The 20,174-nt window shown below is 36.3% G+C and carries 27 protein-coding genes; 15 read left to right on the top strand and 12 right to left on the bottom strand.

Going from position 1 to position 20,174, the window contains the following annotated elements; translation table 11 throughout:
* The first annotated feature begins 21 nt into the window (after nt 1-21).
* A complete protein-coding gene (locus QRN68_RS12260; protein WP_285397170.1) occupies nt 22-678 on the top strand; it encodes a nucleoside/nucleotide kinase family protein in 657 nt (218 codons plus the stop codon).
* Nucleotides 679-687: 9 nt separating this feature from the next.
* Nucleotides 688-1,230, top strand: coding sequence for a histidine phosphatase family protein (locus tag QRN68_RS12265; protein ID WP_285397171.1), 543 nt, complete (start codon nt 688-690; stop codon nt 1,228-1,230).
* Between the two features lie 258 nt (nt 1,231-1,488).
* Here the strand turns inward: QRN68_RS12265 and QRN68_RS12270 are convergent, their stop codons facing one another.
* The 6 genes from QRN68_RS12270 to QRN68_RS12295 all read right to left on the bottom strand — a co-directional run bounded on the left by QRN68_RS12270 (nt 1,489) and on the right by QRN68_RS12295 (nt 4,689).
* Entirely contained in the window at nt 1,489-1,887 is a 399-nt protein-coding gene (locus tag QRN68_RS12270) for a helix-turn-helix domain-containing protein (RefSeq protein ID WP_285397172.1), read from the bottom strand.
* A 305-nt stretch (nt 1,888-2,192) separates the two neighbouring features.
* On the bottom strand, nt 2,193-2,843 hold the full coding sequence (locus tag QRN68_RS12275; RefSeq protein ID WP_285397173.1) for an SIMPL domain-containing protein: 651 nt from the start codon (nt 2,841-2,843) through the stop codon (nt 2,193-2,195).
* A gap of 72 nt (nt 2,844-2,915) precedes the next feature.
* Entirely contained in the window at nt 2,916-3,539 is a 624-nt protein-coding gene (locus QRN68_RS12280) for a DUF2238 domain-containing protein (protein WP_285397174.1), read from the bottom strand.
* A gap of 123 nt (nt 3,540-3,662) precedes the next feature.
* The gene (locus QRN68_RS12285; protein ID WP_285397175.1) at nt 3,663-3,965 is read right to left on the bottom strand and encodes a YunC family protein; all 303 of its coding nucleotides are present in this window, start codon (nt 3,963-3,965) and stop codon (nt 3,663-3,665) included.
* Nucleotides 3,952-4,164, bottom strand: a complete 213-nt coding sequence (locus QRN68_RS12290) for a hypothetical protein (RefSeq protein ID WP_285397176.1) — start codon at nt 4,162-4,164, stop codon at nt 3,952-3,954. Before QRN68_RS12290 ends, QRN68_RS12285 begins: the two co-directional genes overlap by 14 nt.
* 402 nt (nt 4,165-4,566) lie before the next feature.
* On the bottom strand, nt 4,567-4,689 hold the full coding sequence (locus tag QRN68_RS12295) for a hypothetical protein (protein ID WP_285397177.1): 123 nt from the start codon (nt 4,687-4,689) through the stop codon (nt 4,567-4,569).
* A gap of 258 nt (nt 4,690-4,947) precedes the next feature.
* On the opposite strand from QRN68_RS12295, the gene QRN68_RS12300 reads away from it, so the two are divergent.
* A complete protein-coding gene (locus tag QRN68_RS12300) occupies nt 4,948-5,685 on the top strand; it encodes a polysaccharide deacetylase family protein (protein ID WP_285397178.1) in 738 nt (245 codons plus the stop codon).
* A 106-nt stretch (nt 5,686-5,791) separates the two neighbouring features.
* Here the strand turns inward: QRN68_RS12300 and QRN68_RS12305 are convergent, their stop codons facing one another.
* Nucleotides 5,792-6,079, bottom strand: a complete 288-nt coding sequence (locus QRN68_RS12305; RefSeq protein ID WP_285397180.1) for a hypothetical protein — start codon at nt 6,077-6,079, stop codon at nt 5,792-5,794.
* Between the two features lie 108 nt (nt 6,080-6,187).
* Here QRN68_RS12305 and QRN68_RS12310 point away from each other — a divergent pair, with 108 nt between their 5' ends.
* Complete coding sequence (locus QRN68_RS12310) at nt 6,188-6,982, top strand: DUF2268 domain-containing putative Zn-dependent protease (protein WP_285397182.1); 795 nt, start codon at nt 6,188-6,190, stop codon at nt 6,980-6,982.
* An 18-nt stretch (nt 6,983-7,000) separates the two neighbouring features.
* Nucleotides 7,001-7,513, top strand: a complete 513-nt coding sequence (locus QRN68_RS12315) for a DNA-deoxyinosine glycosylase (RefSeq protein WP_285397184.1) — start codon at nt 7,001-7,003, stop codon at nt 7,511-7,513.
* Between the two features lie 41 nt (nt 7,514-7,554).
* Here QRN68_RS12315 and QRN68_RS12320 read toward each other — a convergent pair whose 3' ends face one another.
* Entirely contained in the window at nt 7,555-8,415 is an 861-nt protein-coding gene (locus QRN68_RS12320) for an endo alpha-1,4 polygalactosaminidase (protein ID WP_285397185.1), read from the bottom strand.
* Between the two features lie 358 nt (nt 8,416-8,773).
* On the opposite strand from QRN68_RS12320, the gene QRN68_RS12325 reads away from it, so the two are divergent.
* The 3 genes from QRN68_RS12325 to QRN68_RS12335 all read left to right on the top strand — a co-directional run bounded on the left by QRN68_RS12325 (nt 8,774) and on the right by QRN68_RS12335 (nt 12,165).
* Nucleotides 8,774-9,217, top strand: coding sequence for a hypothetical protein (locus tag QRN68_RS12325; protein ID WP_285397187.1), 444 nt, complete (start codon nt 8,774-8,776; stop codon nt 9,215-9,217).
* A 459-nt stretch (nt 9,218-9,676) separates the two neighbouring features.
* Nucleotides 9,677-11,308 (top strand): ribosomal protection-like ABC-F family protein, encoded by a 1,632-nt coding sequence (gene abc-f / locus QRN68_RS12330; protein WP_285397189.1) that lies wholly within the window; start codon nt 9,677-9,679, stop codon nt 11,306-11,308.
* Between the two features lie 59 nt (nt 11,309-11,367).
* On the top strand, nt 11,368-12,165 hold the full coding sequence (locus QRN68_RS12335; protein ID WP_285397190.1) for a hypothetical protein: 798 nt from the start codon (nt 11,368-11,370) through the stop codon (nt 12,163-12,165).
* A gap of 329 nt (nt 12,166-12,494) precedes the next feature.
* Here the strand turns inward: QRN68_RS12335 and QRN68_RS12340 are convergent, their stop codons facing one another.
* The 3 genes from QRN68_RS12340 to pdxR all read right to left on the bottom strand — a co-directional run bounded on the left by QRN68_RS12340 (nt 12,495) and on the right by pdxR (nt 14,850).
* Nucleotides 12,495-12,776 (bottom strand): hypothetical protein, encoded by a 282-nt coding sequence (locus QRN68_RS12340; RefSeq protein ID WP_285397192.1) that lies wholly within the window; start codon nt 12,774-12,776, stop codon nt 12,495-12,497.
* A gap of 168 nt (nt 12,777-12,944) precedes the next feature.
* Complete coding sequence (locus tag QRN68_RS12345; RefSeq protein WP_285397193.1) at nt 12,945-13,436, bottom strand: SRPBCC family protein; 492 nt, start codon at nt 13,434-13,436, stop codon at nt 12,945-12,947.
* A gap of 16 nt (nt 13,437-13,452) precedes the next feature.
* Complete coding sequence (gene pdxR, locus QRN68_RS12350) at nt 13,453-14,850, bottom strand: MocR-like pyridoxine biosynthesis transcription factor PdxR (protein WP_285397195.1); 1,398 nt, start codon at nt 14,848-14,850, stop codon at nt 13,453-13,455.
* Between the two features lie 113 nt (nt 14,851-14,963).
* Here pdxR and QRN68_RS12355 point away from each other — a divergent pair, with 113 nt between their 5' ends.
* A complete protein-coding gene (locus QRN68_RS12355) occupies nt 14,964-15,923 on the top strand; it encodes a proline dehydrogenase family protein (RefSeq protein ID WP_285397196.1) in 960 nt (319 codons plus the stop codon).
* A gap of 91 nt (nt 15,924-16,014) precedes the next feature.
* Nucleotides 16,015-16,374 (top strand): YybH family protein, encoded by a 360-nt coding sequence (locus QRN68_RS12360; RefSeq protein WP_285397197.1) that lies wholly within the window; start codon nt 16,015-16,017, stop codon nt 16,372-16,374.
* Here QRN68_RS12360 and QRN68_RS12365 read toward each other — a convergent pair.
* Nucleotides 16,371-17,168, bottom strand: coding sequence for a sulfite exporter TauE/SafE family protein (locus tag QRN68_RS12365; protein ID WP_481817448.1), 798 nt, complete (start codon nt 17,166-17,168; stop codon nt 16,371-16,373). The genes QRN68_RS12360 and QRN68_RS12365 overlap by 4 nt on opposite strands.
* Before the next feature lie 279 nt (nt 17,169-17,447).
* Between QRN68_RS12365 and QRN68_RS12370 the strand changes: the two genes are divergently transcribed.
* The 5 genes from QRN68_RS12370 to QRN68_RS12390 are packed head-to-tail and all read left to right on the top strand — an operon-like array spanning nt 17,448 to nt 20,091.
* The gene (locus QRN68_RS12370) at nt 17,448-18,260 is read left to right on the top strand and encodes an alpha/beta fold hydrolase (RefSeq protein WP_285397198.1); all 813 of its coding nucleotides are present in this window, start codon (nt 17,448-17,450) and stop codon (nt 18,258-18,260) included.
* A gap of 25 nt (nt 18,261-18,285) precedes the next feature.
* Complete coding sequence (locus QRN68_RS12375; protein ID WP_285397199.1) at nt 18,286-18,852, top strand: nucleotidyltransferase family protein; 567 nt, start codon at nt 18,286-18,288, stop codon at nt 18,850-18,852.
* Complete coding sequence (locus tag QRN68_RS12380; protein WP_285397200.1) at nt 18,825-19,370, top strand: DinB family protein; 546 nt, start codon at nt 18,825-18,827, stop codon at nt 19,368-19,370. The genes QRN68_RS12375 and QRN68_RS12380 overlap by 28 nt, the downstream gene beginning before the upstream one ends.
* Nucleotides 19,352-19,483: a hypothetical protein gene (locus tag QRN68_RS12385; RefSeq protein ID WP_285397201.1), complete on the top strand. Its 132-nt coding sequence runs from the start codon at nt 19,352-19,354 to the stop codon at nt 19,481-19,483. The genes QRN68_RS12380 and QRN68_RS12385 overlap by 19 nt, the downstream gene beginning before the upstream one ends.
* Nucleotides 19,480-20,091, top strand: a complete 612-nt coding sequence (locus QRN68_RS12390; RefSeq protein ID WP_285397202.1) for an alpha/beta hydrolase — start codon at nt 19,480-19,482, stop codon at nt 20,089-20,091. Before QRN68_RS12385 ends, QRN68_RS12390 begins: the two co-directional genes overlap by 4 nt.
* Nucleotides 20,092-20,174: the final 83 nt, after the last annotated feature.

Genomic DNA, 20,174 nt, shown 5'->3' on the forward strand with positions numbered 1-20,174 from the left:
AATCTATGAGGTCAATGAGAAATGTTAAGACAAGAACTTATTTCAGAAGTAGCCAATAATATTATAGATTTACAACTTCAACATCCCATTAGAGTAGCAATTAGTGGAATAACAGCTTCAGGGAAAACAACTCTTGCCAATGAACTTGCTGAAGAGCTTCGTCGAAGAAAAAAGGAAGTAGTACGAACAAGCATTGACAATTTTCATAATCCAAGAGCGATTCGCTATCGACAAGGAAAGGATTCAGCAATCGGGTATTATGAAGATGCACACGATTATCAAGCATTTAAAGAAAAACTGCTAATTCCTTTAGGGGAAAATGGAAATCGTCAGTATCAGATCGTTTCATTAGATTTAGAAAAAGATGAATATGTAAACCCTGAACAACAGCTTGCAACAGACGATACGATTTTCATTGTTGATGGAACATTTTTATTGAAAAAAGAACTAATACATTTATTCGATTATAAAATTTTCGTACAGACAGATTTTGAGTTAGCCAGAAAAAGGGGAGCAAAACGGGAAACGATTGCATTCGGAAGCTATGAAAAAGCAGAGGCGATGTTTTTGAACAGATATCATGCTGCCTCAAGCCTTTATTTAAATGAGCATAGCCCTCAAGAAAATGCAGATATTGTAGTTAATAACAATGATGTTGGTTCTCCATATTTTCTCTAGGAGGTTTAAATGGTTAAGTGTATTTATATAATCAGACATTGTGAAGCTCAAGGACAATCGTCAGCTGCTTCTTTAACAGAAGAAGGCTTTCATCAGGCAGAAGATTTAGCTGATTTTTTCGCTGACAAAAAAATTGATCGAATCATTGCCAGTCCCTTTTCACGCGCAATTCAAACTATAGAGCCGCTGAGTAATAGGGGAAATATAGAAATTGAAATCGATGAACGCCTTTCAGAACGCATTTTAAGCACTACAGATTTGCCTGATTGGTATGAAAAACTTCAAGCAACTTTTACCAATATGGAGCTGAAATTCGAAGGCGGAGAGTCGAGTAACGAAGCAATGAAACGGATCGTTCACGTAGTTGAGGAAACTTTAAAAAGTGACGTCGAACATACAATTATCGTTAGTCATGGAAATATAATAACCTTACTGTTGAAACATTATAATAGTGATGTTGATTTTCAAGTTTGGACACACCTAAGTAACCCAGATGTTTTTCAGCTAAGTGTTAAGGATTATGAAGTGAGTCTAGAGCATATATGGGAATGATAAAATTTATTTTGCTATAAATAGCCTTAGCTACGATCCAGGGTATCATCTGTGACGCTGATACCCAAGGAGTCGCCCATTCGGAACGAAGATCAACTTATATTCAATGTATGTTTAGAAAAAAAGTACATTTGATCCTGAATAATTCATAGTCATGTAAGCGGACTGTTCTTGATTTCCATATGTATAGGCTTGTGTGGATGAATCCCAAGGGAAAGTAGGTAGGTCACTTTTCCTTGGGATTTTGTTAGGTTAAATTTAACTAATCGAATATTTCCTCATATAAACATAAAGTTCAATACCTAGCATAAAGAGCGTTGCAATTAAAAATCCAATCATAAAAATATCGTGTACAAGTGCAAAATACGCTATATAAATTACAATAGCAACTAAAAATAAGATTACTAGAAAATGAAACTTTACTGCTTTTTCATTATTCACGATTTGCTTTTTTATATTGCTATTACCTTTAATCAAATTATCTAGACTAATATTCATTTCATCGCTTAATAAAATTAAATTTTCAATATCTGGAGCACCTTTTTTTTGCTCCCATTTTGAAATGGCTTGTCTAGTAACACCGATTTTATTAGCCAATTGTTCTTGGCTTAAATTATTACTTTTCCGATAATCTAAAATCGATTTGCTAATTTGCATTTTTATCATTCCTTTCATATTTGATATCATCACCATACCAAATTTACTGCTGTTGCAAACGAAACCAATAGTATCAAGTCCGCAACGCTATGTTGCCATTAGATTAAATATGGAATGAGAGTGCCATTGTTTTAAATCCTCTCGAAAAAATGTTTTTTTTTAGGTTCTTCATCAAAAATTATGGTTACTTTTCTATAAATTCAATAATCTTACATTCAATTAAAAAAAGAAAAGCGAAAACTCACGTATCGTAATTGTTGTCGAGACAAATTAAGAGAGGAGTTTTCGCTTTAGAATTATACAACTTAATATTGAAATTTCACTCGAACAGTCGCATTAATGGCTATTTGACCTTGTTCAATAGGTGTAGAAATTTTGGAATCAGCCATCGCCATTGATCTATACAGGACAGGTGCACTTTCATGTTCCTCAACTATTTCAATTGGTTGTGGTTGTAAAGGCAAATGCATCGTCTCTGCAATTGTTTTAGCCTTCATTTGAGCATTATGAAGGGCTAAACTGAGAGCTTGTTGATAATAGGCATCTACATTGTCGATGTTGAATTGGATAGAGGAAATCCGATTTGCGCCATTTTCTACAGTTGTATCAATAATTTTACCAATTTGGCTCGTATCTGTTACTTTAACGGTAATAGCATTTGTTACTTCGTAGCCATTAAAAATCTGTTTGCCGTTCTCATAATCATAAAGTGGTGAAATAGTATAGAAAGCTGTTTGAATATTTTCTCTTGGGATATGGAGAGCTAAAAGAGGTTGGATGACACGATTCATAATTATTGCATTTTCCTGCTGTGCCTCTTGTACATTTTTCCCTCTTGTCTGGACTTCTAGTTGAATTTGAACATAGTTTGGAGTAGCCATTACTTTTCCATTTCCGGTGACCTCAATCACGCGAGATGTATGGGGCGATTGCTGACCAACATTTGCATAGTACATAGAATACCACCTTTCGAATGGTTCATATTAGATATGCTATGCTTGCTCCAGAGAAAATTTGTTTATCATCATTTACTTTGCCTGTCTTTTCAATAATTTATCGTGGAATTTTGTAAATAACAGTAAAGCTAAAACGGTTCCAATGAAGGCAGAAAACATGTCCCATTGTGCATCCCATGGATCTCCCTGCATCCCTACAAAATCTTTAGCAGTGTTACTTCCTTTTGAAATTTTTGTACTTAGCCATTCAATGATTTCATAGAGGGCAGCAATTGCTAGCAAAATACTTATTGTAATACCTGTTAACCAAGCACCTGTCGTTAGAGGTGTCTTCCGTATTAATATTTCTCTTATGACAATGGCCATCAAACCTTTAAGAAAATGTCCAAAGCGATCGTAGTCATTCCGCTGTAAGTGAAATTCTTCTTTTATCCAATTAAAAAGTGGGACCTCTGAATAAGTATAGTGCCCGCCAATAAATGTTAGGATGGACAAAAGGGCGATAATAAAATAAGAAAAAGTTGTGAAGCTAAACTTGTTGTAGATAGCGACTACAATAATAATAGCAACTACTGCAGGGCTAACTTCTGCGAGCCAATCTAAATAGGATGCAGGTTTTATTACAGACCAGACAAAAATGATAATTACGGTTAATAATAAAAATACATGTATTTTCCAATGTTTATCTTTATCCAAAACGAACACTCCTTTGCCCAAAGTATCGGGAAAGAGTGAATAACTTATACAATCTTTACTTTACATCAACTAAAAAAGCGTCTAGTAATAGCACTGACGCTTTTAATATGCAAAAGATAGCTGTTATATCATTTTTAATAATGCCTCTACACCAGACATTCCTTCAGTAATACCAAGCTGCTGAGCTTCATAAGTAACGGACTCTAATGGAGCCGTCAATAACTCATCAATGGTTTTAACGCCAACTGCTCGACCTGCAATGATTTTTCGGTCTGCTAAGCGATCATTTAATAAGCCAACATCTAAAGCCCCACACATGATGTAACCCGTTTCATTCGAAATTGTCAGTAGGGTTGTTTTTGGTAATTGGACCATTACAGCAGTGAAAAAATGCCCTTGAATCATAATAGGCTCAATTGTCACCATCAAAATCACTCCTTTTCTCTATATACCATATGGCGATAGATAAAAAGGTGTTCGATATTTTCACTAAAAAATATTGTAAAGTTAATTTGATACCTAAAACAAACGGTGAAAATGTATTTTTATGGTTCATCACCATAAACGTGTAGTTGATTTCCGTTCTGGCTGAGCGCTTTGTTGCTGCCGTTGCGCTTCGCTCCACTTTCGCGACAGAAAAATGAGCTCCCCACCAGGTATGCTACTGAAAAGCGGAAAGTAAATGACTTTAGAAAAATTCCTTTGATCAAGTGAAGCGACGTAAATTATCAGTGCGGCCAGAGAGTGTTGCATGAAGGTAGATGTCGATATTTTTCAAAAGTTGGTTGATAAACAATGAAAAGTTCTCGATAAATCTGAAAACTGTTTCGATAAACTCTCAATGCGAACAGAGATACTGTATTTTTCAATATGTTCCGATAAAATCTGAAATTGTTCCGATAAATCGCGAAATTGTTCCGATAAAACACAAATTTATTCCGATAAATCTCTCATCCGCGCTTTGTCACTGTCGTTACGCTACCGCTCCGCTCCACTTTCGTCGCAGAAAAATAAGGTTTGTCCCATTTTATTTTGTATAAGAAAGCATAGCTGTTTGATTGAATTTTTTTAATGCAACCGTTGCCTCGTTTTTATTGTCGTACTCGAACATACGATAAGTATTTTGTTCAAAAACTGTAATAATCCACATAATAAAATCTCCTTTAGTTGTACTATAACATTCTATATTTTCTGTAATTGTTATATATCAGTTTGTACATCTTATTGTACATCAATTCATAAAAAAATAAAGTGCTATGTGAGTGTTTTCACAATTCGTTCAAAATTTAACAGTGTTAAAGATAATGTTTTAGGAGAAAACCTCCAATCCTTCACGAGTATATTTCATTGTAATTCGTAAATAGTAAGTTGACGGAGTTATGTGAATTTGAACTTGGGAGGTGATGCTATGACACGTAAGTATGTATTGTTTTTAACCCTTTGTTTTTTAATCATATCGGTATTTTTTACAAAGCTGACAATCTATGCGGATAAAGGTCGACCTTATTATGAGGAGACAGGGGAAGTTGTGTGGGATATTAACACAGAAGACAAAATAATTGCTCTAACTTTTGACGATGGACCTCATCCCAAATATACGGCAGCTATTTTAGATGTATTGGCAAAGTATGATGCAAAGGCTACCTTTTTTATTCTTGGAAAAAATGCAGAAAAATATCCAGAGCTAGTTTTAAGGTCTTATTCTGAAGGGCATGAGTTGGCCAACCATACGTATTCACATCCGTTTAATGTTTCCGTAGCAGAATTGCGAAAGGAACTTCGTCAAACAAAGGGAATAATTTATAGTATTACTGGATTTGCTCCAGTTTTGTTCCGTCCTGTAGGTGGTAACTATAATGATCAAATGATAAATGCTGCTGTAAAGGATGGGTACAAAGTAGTTATGTGGTCTTGGCATCAGGATACTCAAGATTGGAAACAGCCTGGTGTGAAAAAAATTACACAAAAGGTACTGAAGGGATCGAAGCCTGGAGATGTTATTTTATTCCATGATGGAGGCGGCGATCGCACGCAAACCATTAAGGCGCTGGAAGAAATATTACCAGAACTTAAAAAACAAGGTTATACATTTGTCACAATATCCGAGTTGATTGAAAGCAAACAACAGAAAGAGCAAGTGCAATAAGAAAAAATAAGCCATCTCAGTAACAGATTGAAATGGCTTATTTTTTTCCATAAAAACAAACAGCCTGTTATATCGCAGCGAGAATTCATCAAATAGTATTTCACTTTTAGAAAAATATTAGTGGCGCTATTGCAATTCCTATAATAGTTCCAAGTGCGATCCCAATGCCAAAACCGGATCTTCTAAAGCCAAAACCAGGTCTTCCAAAGCCGCCTCCGAAGCCGCCCCCGAAGCCTAAACCATATCCTCTATATCGTCTATCAGGTAGAATCCACACATTTTTTCTATCTACCATCGTTATTTCTCCGACATGTATTCTGCCAGATCTATCTGTTATTCTTACACGTTTACCATGATAATTACAGCAAAGATTATAAGCATCATTTGGATTCATAAAATATCCCCCCTTTCGACTTCCTTACAAGTTAATATATGCCGTTCCGTGCACTCATCAATAGCCGATTGTCTATTGGAGACATAAGCTATACAAGGGGGTGAACGTATGTCAGTAATGCCAACTGATGAATGGTTGAATGAATTTCTGGCTAGTCAAAAGTTTAATTACAATAGAAAGTTCGAAGACTTACAATGCTCTATTCTTTGTCATCGTTTAGTAGAGGTTTTTAATGGTGGATCTCCAGAAGAAATACAATTTGAACTACAGCAACAGGGGCTTTTTCAGCCACATGAAAAAATAGATATTAAGAAGTTACAAAATCAAAATGCATGGAAAATTGTACGAGAGGAATTTATTTATTTAAAAAAGAGATGGAGCGGTCCAAATATACCAATCTATATTTTTCCGATAACACAGGAACAAACAATGACAAATAAAAATGGTGTCGCTTTTCCAAATGCTTTGTTTTTATTTATAGGAGAGCTTGAAAAAGAGGAACTTAAAGCGTTATTTGCACATGAGTACAATCATGTTTGTCGCTTACAATATTTAAATAAGTCTCTAAACGAAGTGACCTTATTAGATTCTTTAATTTTAGAAGGCTTAGCAGAATGTGCAGTTGAAGAGATTTACGGAGATAAATGGGTAGCCCCTTGGCTGAGTTACTACTCAGTAGATAAGATGCGAAAAATATGGAAGGAGCATTTTTTGCCTCAAATCAATATTCAAGGATTAGACAATCATGTTGAATTTTTATATGGTGGAAAGCTCCCTCAATGGATTGGGTATTGCATTGGTTACGAAATGGTTAGAACCTATATAAAAAATCATTCGTCAAATAAACTTCATATAAAAAGTTCGAAGGAAATACTAGTTGGCTCTGATTTTCCGTTACAATAATGGGAAGGAGTTGTTGTTGTGTCAAATGAACTGAAAAATGTCTTACCACCAGTTATAGATTCGTCAACAAAAGTGCTTATTGTCGGCTCAATGCCAGGAAAGCAATCATTAGAGAAGCAGCAATATTATGGTAACCCACGCAATCACTTTTGGCCGATTATAGGGGGAATATTAGAAGAAAATATACCGGGTGACTATGAGCGAAGATTAAAATTGTTAAAGAGCAATCATATTGGTCTTTGGGATACAATACAATCTTGCGAGCGTAAAGGAAGCTTAGATGCAGCCATTCGTAATGAAAAACCGAATGATTTTAAAACGCTTTTTGAACAGTATCCAAATATTGAGTTAGTCCTTTTTAATGGGGGAAAGGCATTCGAAGTTTTTAAAAAACATATTGGTTTTGAGGTTTTAGCTGATCGAGCCTATCAAAAAATGCCTTCGACTAGTCCAATACCAGGTAAAAATATTAAATCCTTTGAGGAAAAGCTTGATGATTGGCGAGTGATGAACTCTTATTTATCTCTATAACTAAATACCCTCTGACTAGTGTTTCAGAGGGTATTATAGTTTTATTGCCAGGTGTTGTAGTAAGATCCGGCGGGGCTGTAGAAAAATTTAAATTGATATTTTTCTGCTAAGGTACGACTTTTTTCTTCATCCTCAAAGCCAATCGTCATGATCTGTGTACCGGATTTTTCTCGTATTTCAACTAATTGCTCCATCATATCCAATGACCATTCATCTTCTCCAACTACATCATACGAGAAGTTTTCCCACATAATAAAGTCAACATATGGTGCTGTATAATCAGCTAATGTTTGAAAGCCCCAATTTTGAGCAACAGACAAGCCGTTATATTGTTGTTTTATTGCTTTGATGAAGGATAACATTGCTTTATTTTGTGCTTCTTGTTCATTTTCAGGTAAATAAGAATTAATATTGCCCACAGTATCTAAAAACACACCATCTAAGCCTTTTTGAACAATTTGCTTCTGAATTTCTTCTAGTAAAAGCTTTTGATAGTGTTGAGAGGTCATATCCATTAAATACGAATCCCACTCAGAAAAATACATCTTTTCTCCATGCTCGTCTTTATAAAAATCTTCTTCTTTTAATTGGCTATAGAGCTCTGAATTCCACTTGTCTGCTTCCATTGCGTTAATATAGCCATAAATTAATGTTCCATTTTTTTGAGCATAGTCGATATACTTCTGCTGCAGTTCAATAGGTTCCACAATGACCAAATCTATTTTAGCCATTTCCTTGCCAATCTTATCGTTTCCTGCATCTAAATAATATTTGTAATCCTTTACGTCAGCTAGCTTAGCTTGGATGCTTGTCGTTGATTTGGCGGCTTGATTCGAAGAAATTAGTAACCAAATGCCTAATGACGCAATTATAGTAGTAATAGTTAAAAGTAATTTTCGCATAAGAGCTCCTTTCTTGGAAATATCGGCATATCTCCATAACGTATGGTTGATTTCCGTTCTGTCTGGGGCGTCCGATGAGCCGCTTCACTCGTGATGCTCGCTCCAAGGTTTCATCTGTGACGTTAATCCTCAAGGAGTCTTCTAGCCGGAACGAAGATCAAGTTATATTCTTGGAATACGTTTTAACAAATGTCATCCACAACTTTTGGTGATGAGCCAAATATCTTTTATTATGCAATATTATCCAACTGGGTATTTGTTTGAATGTAGTCTTCAAAGCTCCACTATAGATAGGCAATTGCTCAACGGTTGTTAGCCCTTTTACATATATTGAATTATGTAAAAGGAGGGGTTTATCATGAACAATCCATATGAAGAAATTATGCCACTTCCAGAACCCGGTTTCGAGCCATCATTCGGACTGCCTGGAATTGGCCCACCGCCATCGTTTGGACCGCCTGGATTTAGACCACCACCATCGTTTGGCCCGCCTGGTTTTGGCCCACCACCATCATTTGGCCCACCTAGCTTTGGCCCACCACCAGCAGGTCAAATGCCTCTTGGCCCACCACCTAGCTTTGCACCATCATTTCCACCATTCGGAATAGGTACGAGTGGTATTCAATCATGCTTATTTAGAAATACGTATATTTGGATGTTTAATGGAAGAAGCTTTTGGTTCTTTCTAACTGCTGTAGGAAGAGAGTTTATTGCTGGGTTCCGATGGAGTAGCAGAAGTGGTTGGCGCTTCCAAACCATTGCAAGAAGAGATATTCGCTCGTATGATTGCTCGAGATGGTAATTAAGAGTATGACACTATGAACCAATAAGAAATCCTTTATTGGTAGGGTGCTGCTTTTAAAGGATTATTTTACAGTTTTATCATTGTTGTTTTAAAGGCAATGATGTTACAATTATTGTAATTACAAATGAAGGGACGATGGGTGGCTAATGATTAACTAATCTTATTTTTTGCGAAATTTTATATTTCAGAATCAAAAATAGGATTAGTCTGCCCATTTTCCATAAAACACAACTTATATCGGCAAAGCTTTGCTGATTTACAGTTGGCTATAATTAAAGTGCTTGATGATCCATCTGAACGTCTTTTTCTAGAAACAGATGAGAAGTAGCATTTTAGTAATGGATCACAAACAAGCTATGTGTAAGAGCTTATTTGTGGATGATATTTTTTCGACTAATCCTTCCAAAATACTTGGAGGGATTTTTTTGTCCCTCCGACTGGAGAGGAATGGATGTTATGAAGGAACTTTTAAAATTACAAGACGTGCATTATGAAATAAAGGATACGAAAATTTTTGAACATGTAACAGCATCGGTAAAGGTAAGCGAGGTCATCGGCATTATTGGTAGAAATGGAGCTGGTAAATCGACGCTATTGCAACTAATTGCCGGCTTGATAGTGCCGACTGCGGGACAGTTACGCTGGTTGCAGTCTGCTAAAGTTGCTTATGTAGAACAGGAGAGCGCACACTTTGATTCGCTAGAAGTATCTGCAAACGAGGCGAATCTGCTTGCTAAATGGCAGGTGCCAGATGTGTTATTTTCAGCATTAAGTGGCGGAGAGAAGCTTAAAATGCGTCTCGCAGATGGTTTTGCACAAAATGCCCAATTACTTTTATTAGATGAACCGACGAATCATTTAGATGAGCAAAGTACTGCATTACTCATCGAACAAGTAAAAAGTTACGATGGTGCAATCATTGTTGTCTCACATGATCGCTATTTTTTAGACGAGATTGCCACTAAAATTTGGTCTCAAGAAGAAGGGGGACTTATTGAGCATAGCGGTAATTATACTAGCTATATGGCCGCTAGAGAACAGCGAAGACTAACACAACAACGCGCCTATGATAAACAGCAAAAGTACATTGAATGTATTGAAGCACAGATGCAGCAGCTAACATCCTGGTCACATAAGGCACATGCACAGTCTACAAAGAAGGAGGGCTTTAAGGAATTTTATCGTGTAAAAGCAAAGCGTATGGATTCGCAAGTTAAATCTAAGAAAAAGAGATTAGAGAAGGAGCTTGCAAAGGCAAAGGTTGAAGCTGTAGAACCTGAAGAAGAGATTCGTTTTTCCATAGACACAGATCAACGGGGGGGGGAGCGTTTTTTAGAGACAAAGCATTTGATGAAGTGTTTTGAGCAGCGTGTTTTATTTAAGGATGTAAATTTAATTGCAAAATTTGGAGAAAAGATTGCCATTACTGGATCAAATGGCAGTGGTAAAACAACATTATTAAAAATACTTTTAGGACAGATAAAGGCAGAAGGGGAGATTTGGATATCTCCTGCTGCGACTATCGGCTATTTAACGCAGGAAGTATTTGATTTACCACTAGATCAAACACCTGAGCAATATTTTTATAACGAAACCTTTGAAGAGCAAGGGAAAGTTCGAAATTTAATGAAGCATTTAGGCTTTACACCAGCGCACTGGACTGCCCCAATAGGCAAGATGAGTATGGGAGAGCGGGTAAAGTGTAAACTAATGGCTTACATTTTAGAGGATAAAAATGTGCTTATTTTAGATGAACCGACGAATCACCTTGATCTACCTTCTCGGGAGCAATTAGAGAAAACACTTGCGAAATTTAAGGGAACATTACTTGTTGTCTCGCATGATAGATATTTTCTTGAGAAGGTAACTGATAGCGTGTGGGAAGTTCGAAATAAGCGTATTGAGAAAAAATGGAGAAATGGCGCTCCTTCTCAAGTCGATGACATAGCTGCTCTTCGTTTAAAGCTTGAAAATGAACGACAAGAGATACTTGGCAAGCTTAGTTTTCTTACGGTAAAGAATAAAGATTACGCTATGCTTGATCAAAAGTTTAACGAGCTGACGAAGCAAATTAATGAGCTTAAGTAACTAAAAGTTTAAGTCATAATGGGAAGGGGAAAATAAAGAAAAATAAGGGGGCCTACAAGATGAAAAAGTCACTTTTTGCCTTAATGCTTTTAAGTCTCAGTATAATTAGTGCATGCTCTGATGAAGAAGAAAAACCTAATGTGCCAAATAAGCCACAAGAAGAAGAGCAACAATCGCATGAAAATCAACAGGAATCGTCTAAATCAAATAAGGAAAACACGGTAGCATCCATTACACAGGCTGGAGCACTGAAAAATGTTAAGGACCAGCTTAACACTGATTTACCGATAACTTTACCAAAAGGGCTACCGATCACAGAAGGTACATTGTTAACGGCAACAACGAAGGCGGAAGCTAACGAAGTAGAAATAGTATTTTTTGAAAGCAAAGAGTATTTGCCAATCAACGATATTAAACTAAAACAACCAGATAGAGCGACCGTTATTGCTCGGCTCTTAGTGAAGCAATATGAAAATGCAGACGAAGCAAGTGAGCAAATTGCTTTTGAGAACTTTAGTCAAAAGGGCGGTCAAGAAGTTGATCTTGGTTCCAACATTAAAGGCTATCAAGATGCAGGTGCTGGCTCTTTATGGACTGGTTGGAATGAGGGAAGATGGGCAGTAGCAACCCATACAAGAACAGACAATCCGGAAGCTGGTGTAAAGCTTGCTAAGCAGGCAGTACAATTTTTAGAATCGCATATGCTTCCAATTCCAAAGCAACACGGTTCTGCACAGTTAGATGTATATGAATCAGGAAATTTAATTGTTTGGCAGGAAGACAAGCTTGTCTATACGCTGGATTCAATTAAGGATCCGCTAAAAGCACTTGAAATTGCTACAGCTTTTTATCATTAAATAATATTGAAAGGTGCCAAATTGATAAAGTACAGCTCTTCGGCAAAACGAGGGGGTGATTTCCGTTAAGACTGGGGGCGTCCGATGAGCCACTTCACTCGCGATGCTCGCTCCATGGTCTTATCTGTGGCGCTGATCCCTAAGGAGTCTCCCAGTCTAACCACGTCACTCTATTTTAAAGAAAATCGAATGAAACGCAAATTAGCCTTAGAGAATCTAAAAACTAGTTCTACACCAATTTTTCGTTGTCTTTTAAAATATCCCCTTGAATCTCGACATGGAATTTTACATTGTCTACTTCAAGGGGATTATTTATTGTGTCACCACGTTTAAAATGATACTTTTCTTTTATCTTTCCGAACGATTAAAAACATGTATAGGTTAAATAATAAAATGATTATAACCATTACTGCTAAAGCATATGTATCTTGAATCTTAAACAAGAAAGAATTCAAAGCATTTAATAATGCAACTGACATCAATGATAAGCAAAAGATATTTTCCCTTTTTGATTTATCACCGTTACTTAGATAACTAGCAGAAAGCCAGATAAAGAAAGGCAGGTAACATACAGTTAAAAAAGTTAGAATAGCCAATTCAATAAACGTCATATTACAAACACCTCCTAGAAATCTTCCTTATTTTATACGATTGAAATTTGAAATAGTTTCAATTTTATTATTCTATAAAAATGTTTGACTGACCTATTAAGTGTATTACTTTAGCTCTTGACTTTTAATAAAAGAACTTCACACCTTAGGAGTTCTATTTAGAATGGCTTAAATCTTCTCTACATCATCCACAAGCTGCTTATACTCCGCAAACCATTGTTGCCATTCTTCCATTGGGAATTCTTCATGTACAGTTCCATTTAATAAATCTGAAAGCAAGTCTAAGCAAATATGCCAGCCAGCTAAATCCTTTGGTGTATGCTCAGTTAGCTCACCAATCGATTCAAGTAATACTAATTTGGAACCGCTGCTAGTGGGGGAAAGTTCAAATCTGACTGTATCTTTGCCCCAGTCAAATTCGAGCACTTCCTTCTCAACGTAGTCTGTAATTGTTATTTCCATATAAGTATCTGTTCCATCATTCATATTAAAATGGATTTTACCGTTTTTTCGAAGATCGATGATTTCTAAATTGTTCATCCATTTTTGAAGCTTTCCATTCTCTGTTAATACGGTCCACACAGCCTCAACTGAATGTGATAATGGACGGTTAAATTTTGCGACATAGTTATTTTGCTGTTTCTGAATAGTAGCGAGCATTGGATATCCCCCTTAGTTACTTTACCTCATCATAAACTGCTTGAAATAGTATTGTCACGCCTTCTTCTATTTCATTCTTCTTTAAATGTCCATACCCTAAAATAATCCGATTATTGTGTCTCCCTTTCTCTATCGAATGATCCTCTACAGGGTATACTTTTACACCAAGTTGTTCGATTTTAAACAATACCTCTTTAGAAAAATGAATATCCTCTAATTCAACAATTAAATGCATACCGGTAGAGTAACCTAAAACCTTCACCTTATTTGAAAAAGTTGTTTGCAAACATTGGATAAGAAAATCTCGCTGGTTTTTATAGAACTTCTTCATCTTTGCAATATGTCTTTCTAAATAGCCTTCTTTAATAAAGCGAGCAAGAATAAGCTGATCCAATGATTGTGTGTGTAAGTCAGTAAACCATTTCAGCTGCCGACATTTCTCGATTAGATGAGTTGGGAGAACGATGTAACCTATTCTCAAAGCTGGAGAGAGAATCTTGCTAAAAGAGCCTATATAGAGTACACGTTCTAGATCTAAACCCTGTAAAGAGCTGACAGGTGGACCTTCATAGCGAAACTCACTATCATAGTCATCCTCAACTAAAAAACAATTATTTCTTCTTGCGAAATTGATTAATTGAATTCTGCGCTGTATTGGAAGCGTACCCCCCAGTGGGAATTGATGTGATGGAGTCAGGAAGACAAATTTAGGATGCAAATTTTCTGGTATTAACGCTGTCTTCATCCCATATTCATCTACAGGTATTGGATAAAGAGAGGCACCTGAAGATTTAAAAATCGTTTGAATATCATTCGTAATAGGATCTTCTATAATGGCTATATCCTTAGGTGATAAAAGCAATCGAGAAACAAGTGTCAATGCTTGTGTAGCGCCTGATGTAATGACAATTTGTTCTGGATGACAGTTAACACCTCTAGTTCTTAATAAGTAGTGTGCCAGCGTTTGTCTTAATTCTAAACGACCTTCAGGAAAGTCATATCCAAAATTAGTTGATTCAATATCATTCCACAGTTGATGTGATAGCTTTGCCCATGTTTTACGGGGAAATAAGTCCAATGCTGGGATACCTGAACGGAAATTAATAATATGATTTTTCACCTTTTTTTCATCGACTTCATATAAAAATGGTGTCTCATGCTGTGTTAAAAAGGCTCCCTCTGCAACAAATGTACCTGAACCTCTTCGTGCAATTAAAAACCCCTCTGCTAACAATTGATCGTAAGCTTCCAAAATGACATTTCTTGAAACCTTTAGCTCGACAGAAAGCTCACGTGTAGATGCTAGTCTTTCACCAGCTTGAAGATGGCCATTTAATATTTTTTCCCGAATTTGCTGATAAACTTGCCGGTTTAGAGGTATATCTGAAGAATGATCGATTGGTATCCATAACAACTTTCTCTCCTCCTACTTAAAATTGGTACCTTGAAAAATTATATAAAGTGGTTCTACTCTTACCAATTTTATCATGTTAAAGTACTGGGAAATAGATAAGAGGAGGAATAAAAATGAAAAAGACAGAAGAAATAGTGATTCAAGCATTAAAATCTGCAGCGAGGAATGCTCAAATGAAACATGACGTTCAACAGTCAACAGAACTCTATCCGTTATTATGGAAGGCAGCGAATCGGTATGTTACGGGTGAGGAGAGAAAGGATGCTATTCCAATTGCTCGAGAATTCATCGCCAAGGATTACCAAATATCACTAGAATTTATAGGGGAAAATACAACTGATTTGATGGAATGTCGAAAGGCTAAAGATGAATATTTGCAACTTATTGAGGGCATGGGTGCATTGGCGATACGACAAACTGTGTCGTTAGATTTGTCGCATATTGGACTTTCTGTTAATACGGAACTGGCATATAAACACTTAATTGAGCTAGCTAAAAAAGCATATCAGTTCAGAATTACATTGATGATTAGTATGGAGGAGTCATCAAAGACGAGCGATATCCTCGATATTTATAAAAAAATAGCTAACCAATATTCCAATGTCGGGATTACGCTACAAGTTCATCTCTATCGTACAGAGAAGGATTTACAGCAGCTTATTCAATACCCAGGGAAAATAAGGCTTGTTAAAGGTGCTTTCCAGGAGCCGATCGACGTTGCGCAGAAAAGATCAGAAGCACTGAATGAACGTTATCTTCATTATGTAGAGCAGTTGATTAATGCCAATCATCCAATCTCGATAGCTACGCATGATGAAGTATTGATTCAAGAAATGGAACAAAGACAATATTTTAATCATCCAAATGTAGAGATAGAAATGCTTTATGGTATACAGCCAGATTTGATATGTCAATTAAAAGAGAAGGGGTACCGCTGTAAGATTTATCTTACGTATGGAACGGATTGGTATTTATACTTATGCCATCGTTTAGCTGAATATCCGGAGAATCTATATTTGGCTGTAGCAGACATCATTAATCCATCTACGTTAACTAGAAGTGAAAATTATTGAACAAGCAATATTGCTAGCATGTACTACTGGTAATTAGCCATAATTTATAATGGGATTTCGGCTAATATTAGTTAAAAAAGGAGAGATTTCTATGCCTTATCAACAAGCTTTAGAGCGTTATATTACAGCGACAAATTCCCATGATTTTAATAATGTAAAGGAGAGCTTGCATCCGCAAGCAGTGTATTGGTTTACCGATAAAACATGCACAACCTTAGAAGAAATAGGCACTTATTTTAATAATGCATGGAACTTGATAAAGGAAGAAGTTTATTCAGCTACTGATATTCAGTGGCTTACGGTTGATGAAAAATCTGCTACCTGTATTTATACATACCATTATGAAGGCTATCATAACGGAAAATTTGTATCAGGTAGCGGTAGAGCTACGAATGTTTTTGTAATAGAGAATAATGAATGGAAGCTAATTCATGAACATTTAAGCCGTTAAATTATTTTTATTGTTACTTGAATAAGTAGCAATGAAATAATAATTGTTAGTAGTATTTTAGCTACTTTTATCGGAATTTTCGGTAGAACTAAAAGTCCGATTTGAGAGCCGATAATAGACCCTACTGCCATCGCAATCGCATATTGCCATTGAATAAAGCCGGTTTGATAAAATACTGAAAATGCGCCAGTACAGCTCCCGAATATAAGCACACGTGTGAGCTGTACTGCCTTTATGTAGGAGTAATGGTAGCGTAAATAATGTAGTATGCTGAAGGTTGAAGAGCCAGGTCCAAAACCTCCGTCATAAACCGCAATTAAAAATGGCTGCCATAATTTATTGTCGTGTTTCGTGTAATTTTCTTCCGAAGTAACAGTCCATTCTTTATTTTTTAACGTTACAAATAGGGCGAAAATAAGTAAAATACATGCGATAACATTCATTGTTTTTTCGGAGATGGATACTGTTAGAAGTGCTCCACAAATACCTCCAGCAATGGCTACAGCGACATATTTCATAATAGATGCTAGTCGAAGCTCCTTATGATAAAGAAGATAAAAGATGCTCGACAAAGCTGCAATGCCTGATGAAAACTTATTCGTAGCAATGCTTGTTTGAATAGGTATGCCAACAAGCATCATAGCGGGGATTGTAATAAGCCCCCCACCGCCAGCTAGCGTACCGATAAAAGCGGCAATAGTTCCTATAATAACGAGTTTCAGTGACAGTTTCGTATAAAAAAGTCCAATTAAAAAGACAAGCATTACAATTAAAATAAAAGATGATTTTTTCATAAGCGTCTCCTTTAACGTTGTTAGTTAAAGGGTATTGCTAAAACATTTATAAATCTAATATATTCTTTTCGATTTTGTATAAATGAGATTTATGCATATAATCGGTACAAAGTACAATTGATTGTTTCTCTTCCACTATAAGTACAGTCCCCCTTAAAGCTCCGACCTCTTCTAATTAGCCATGCTTATTTTCATTCGTTTAGCCCCTTTGAAATAGATTTGAAAATAGTTATTATTGTAATTAATGGAAGTGATTATTCGCCAAAGGGGATGGTAGAAATGAAGCAAAGTATATATCAATGGGGCAACGCACAAAATCCAACTTTAATCTTTTTACATGGACTAGGGAGTACGGGTTTAGCATTTGGAGAACTAGCAAAGTATTTAACAGAGTATCATATTGTATCCTTTGATTTACCTGGACATGGTTATGCAAAAGCTTTGGAAGAAGAGAATGCTTATTGTCCTTCCAATTTGATTGTTGAGATAGAAAATATAATAAACCGACAGTTAGGTGGTAAATCCCATTATTTAGTTGGTCATTCTTTAGGAGCTGATTTAGCATTGCATTATGCTGCTAAATATCCTACACAGATAAAGGGTATGATCTTGTTAGATGGAGGTTACTTGTCATCACAAGATTTAGGCACGACATTAGAAAATGAATTACAAGACATAGAAAATTTCTGTAATGAAGTGAGATTCCCATCTTGGGACGTATTTTTTGAATCGGAAAAAGAAGAGCTTTCACGATGGTCAGAAGAGCTTGAAGAGGCATCAAGGGCTCAAGTTAAGGAACAGGAGAGAGAAATCAGACTAACGATTTCTACGTTTACTGCACAATCCATGATAAAAGGTATTTATATAGAACCAGTCATCAATATAGTCGAACAGGTGCATTGCCCGTCCCTTCTAATACGTGCAACGAAACCAGTTGAACTAGAATCTACTAGAAGGAAGAGTATTCAAACTTTGCAAGCTAGAATGAAAAACGTGGACATTGAGCCAATCGAGGATGCAGGTCATGATATTTTTCGTGAAGCACCTAAGGATGTCGCTGAAAAAATAAGAGCATGGCTTGAGAATCAATAAGGAAGCCGCGTAAAGAGGTGATTGAATGCAACCTATAGAAACAGAGGAAGAGTTAAAGAAATTAATTGAAGCAGATGACTGGATGATGGGTATTTTAAAGACTGTAGAGAGTCTGCAATTACCTGATTCATGGATATGTGCTGGGTTTATTCGTTCGAAGGTGTGGGATGTTCTGCATGAAAAAGAATACAGAACGCCATTAGCAGATATTGATGTGATATATTTCGACAAAGTAAACTCTTTAGAGAATTTTGAGAAGCAGTATGAACAAAAATTGCAGCAATATTTACCGAATGAACCTTGGTCTGTGAAAAATCAAGCAAGAATGCATGTAATAAATAATAGTGAACCTTATCAATCATCTATTGATGGAATCGCTAATTTTCCTGAAATACCGACAGCTATTGGTGTAAGGCTGGCTAATGGAATACTTGAATTAGCTGCACCTCATGGTATCAAGCATTTAATGTCTGGGATTGTCGCTCCTACACCATATTTTCAAAAAGGTTCTCAAATGCATGAGGTTTATGAGAAGAGGGTTCAAAGCAAGCAGTGGAAGTCAATTTGGCCGAAGCTACAGATTATCTATTAAAAAGAAGTGAGGGGGCTGAAGAATTGCGTCACGATAAAAATCAAATAATCTCGCATTATGAAAAATCCATAGCATTTGTAGAAAGTTTGGCAATTATAACTGAAGAACAATGGCGTACACCTATAGAACCTGGGAAATGGACGGTTGCAGAGGTAATTGGGCATCTTACACCATGGGATGAATTCGTGTTACATCAACGTCTTCCGTTTCTCTTTATAGAAGAGAGTCTCCCAAAAGGTCCACCTGTAGAAGAAATGAATACTAGTGCAGCAAGGAACAGTCGTGTACAAAGTAAAGAAGAAACGATAGCCAATTTTATAAATCAGAGACATCAGCTAATGAACGCACTTCATCCAATAGATGATAAGCAATGGCAACAGTCTTTTAAAATAGGTACAACTGAATTAACACTTCAAGGTTATTTTGCTAGTTTAGTAGATCATGATTTGCATCATTTTTCACAAATCCAGAAAGTTTTAAAGAATGAAGAGGCAATAAAGTGGATATCAAGCATTTAATCGATTACTATGCACATGCGTCTGTAAGTTTTACGGATGTTTTTACAAATAAAATGAAGCCAGGGCAAGTAGATACAGGACGAACAACAGCTCGTCATACTTTCACCTTATGAAGGAAGCAGTCCGTCTGCAAAGCCGCAATGCACCTAAAACAAGTATTTTGCCAGCTATGGTAGTTGGTATCGGGCATGGAGCCGATATGCATGAACGACGATTTTATGATTTTACAGGACAAGCCGAAACATATACTTATCCTGCAAGATTTAAAGGTAAGGGCTATGAGAAGCATGGAGGAGCAGAAAACTTTAGTCGATTTTTAGAGGAGGAATTAAAGCCAAGTATTCAGGCGCAATTCCCTGTAAATATACAGCAGCAAGCACTGTTCGGCCATTCATTAGCAGGGTATTTTGTGCTTTGGCAATTATTCCATCATCAAGCAAGCTTCCAACGTTATATAGCGATTAGCCCTTCTATTTGGTGGAATGAGCAAGAACTATTAAATTATGTTTCAAAATTTATAAAAGAGCGTCCATATGCATATGAAAAATTATTTATAGGTGTAGGGGAACTGGAAACCTTTATGGTGGATGATGCACGACAAATTGCCAGCGATTTAGGGGAGATTATGGATATTGCATTTTATGAAGCATTAGAGGAAAATCATGCTTCAATTGTTCCGACTGTTATGAGTAGAGCAATACGTTTTGTGAATAGATATTAATGTCGATAGTGGCTGGGACAAAACTGGACAAAACCTTAAAAAGCGCGAGAAATCAATTTAGAAACGTTGATTTCTCGCGCTTT

It is taken from the genome of Lysinibacillus sp. fls2-241-R2A-57, from assembly GCF_030209535.1.
In the GTDB taxonomy this organism is placed as follows: Bacteria; Bacillota; Bacilli; order Bacillales_A; family Planococcaceae; genus Lysinibacillus.

Coding starts and splice junctions, on each gene's coding strand:
- QRN68_RS12260 (WP_285397170.1), top strand. CDS start 22: ATGTTAAGACAAGAACTTATTTCAGAAGTAGCCAATAATATTATAGAT.
- QRN68_RS12265 (WP_285397171.1), top strand. CDS start 688: ATGGTTAAGTGTATTTATATAATCAGACATTGTGAAGCTCAAGGACAA.
- QRN68_RS12270 (WP_285397172.1), bottom strand. CDS start 1,887: ATGCAAATTAGCAAATCGATTTTAGATTATCGGAAAAGTAATAATTTA.
- QRN68_RS12275 (WP_285397173.1), bottom strand. CDS start 2,843: ATGTACTATGCAAATGTTGGTCAGCAATCGCCCCATACATCTCGCGTG.
- QRN68_RS12285 (WP_285397175.1), bottom strand. CDS start 3,965: ATGGTGACAATTGAGCCTATTATGATTCAAGGGCATTTTTTCACTGCT.
- QRN68_RS12295 (WP_285397177.1), bottom strand. CDS start 4,689: ATGTGGATTATTACAGTTTTTGAACAAAATACTTATCGTATGTTCGAG.
- QRN68_RS12300 (WP_285397178.1), top strand. CDS start 4,948: ATGACACGTAAGTATGTATTGTTTTTAACCCTTTGTTTTTTAATCATA.
- QRN68_RS12305 (WP_285397180.1), bottom strand. CDS start 6,079: ATGAATCCAAATGATGCTTATAATCTTTGCTGTAATTATCATGGTAAA.
- QRN68_RS12310 (WP_285397182.1), top strand. CDS start 6,188: ATGTCAGTAATGCCAACTGATGAATGGTTGAATGAATTTCTGGCTAGT.
- QRN68_RS12320 (WP_285397185.1), bottom strand. CDS start 8,415: ATGCGAAAATTACTTTTAACTATTACTACTATAATTGCGTCATTAGGC.
- QRN68_RS12325 (WP_285397187.1), top strand. CDS start 8,774: ATGAACAATCCATATGAAGAAATTATGCCACTTCCAGAACCCGGTTTC.
- abc-f (WP_285397189.1), top strand. CDS start 9,677: ATGAAGGAACTTTTAAAATTACAAGACGTGCATTATGAAATAAAGGAT.
- QRN68_RS12335 (WP_285397190.1), top strand. CDS start 11,368: ATGAAAAAGTCACTTTTTGCCTTAATGCTTTTAAGTCTCAGTATAATT.
- QRN68_RS12340 (WP_285397192.1), bottom strand. CDS start 12,776: ATGACGTTTATTGAATTGGCTATTCTAACTTTTTTAACTGTATGTTAC.
- QRN68_RS12345 (WP_285397193.1), bottom strand. CDS start 13,436: ATGCTCGCTACTATTCAGAAACAGCAAAATAACTATGTCGCAAAATTT.
- QRN68_RS12355 (WP_285397196.1), top strand. CDS start 14,964: ATGAAAAAGACAGAAGAAATAGTGATTCAAGCATTAAAATCTGCAGCG.
- QRN68_RS12360 (WP_285397197.1), top strand. CDS start 16,015: ATGCCTTATCAACAAGCTTTAGAGCGTTATATTACAGCGACAAATTCC.
- QRN68_RS12365 (WP_481817448.1), bottom strand. CDS start 17,168: ATGAAAAAATCATCTTTTATTTTAATTGTAATGCTTGTCTTTTTAATT.
- QRN68_RS12370 (WP_285397198.1), top strand. CDS start 17,448: ATGAAGCAAAGTATATATCAATGGGGCAACGCACAAAATCCAACTTTA.
- QRN68_RS12375 (WP_285397199.1), top strand. CDS start 18,286: ATGCAACCTATAGAAACAGAGGAAGAGTTAAAGAAATTAATTGAAGCA.
- QRN68_RS12390 (WP_285397202.1), top strand. CDS start 19,480: ATGAAGGAAGCAGTCCGTCTGCAAAGCCGCAATGCACCTAAAACAAGT.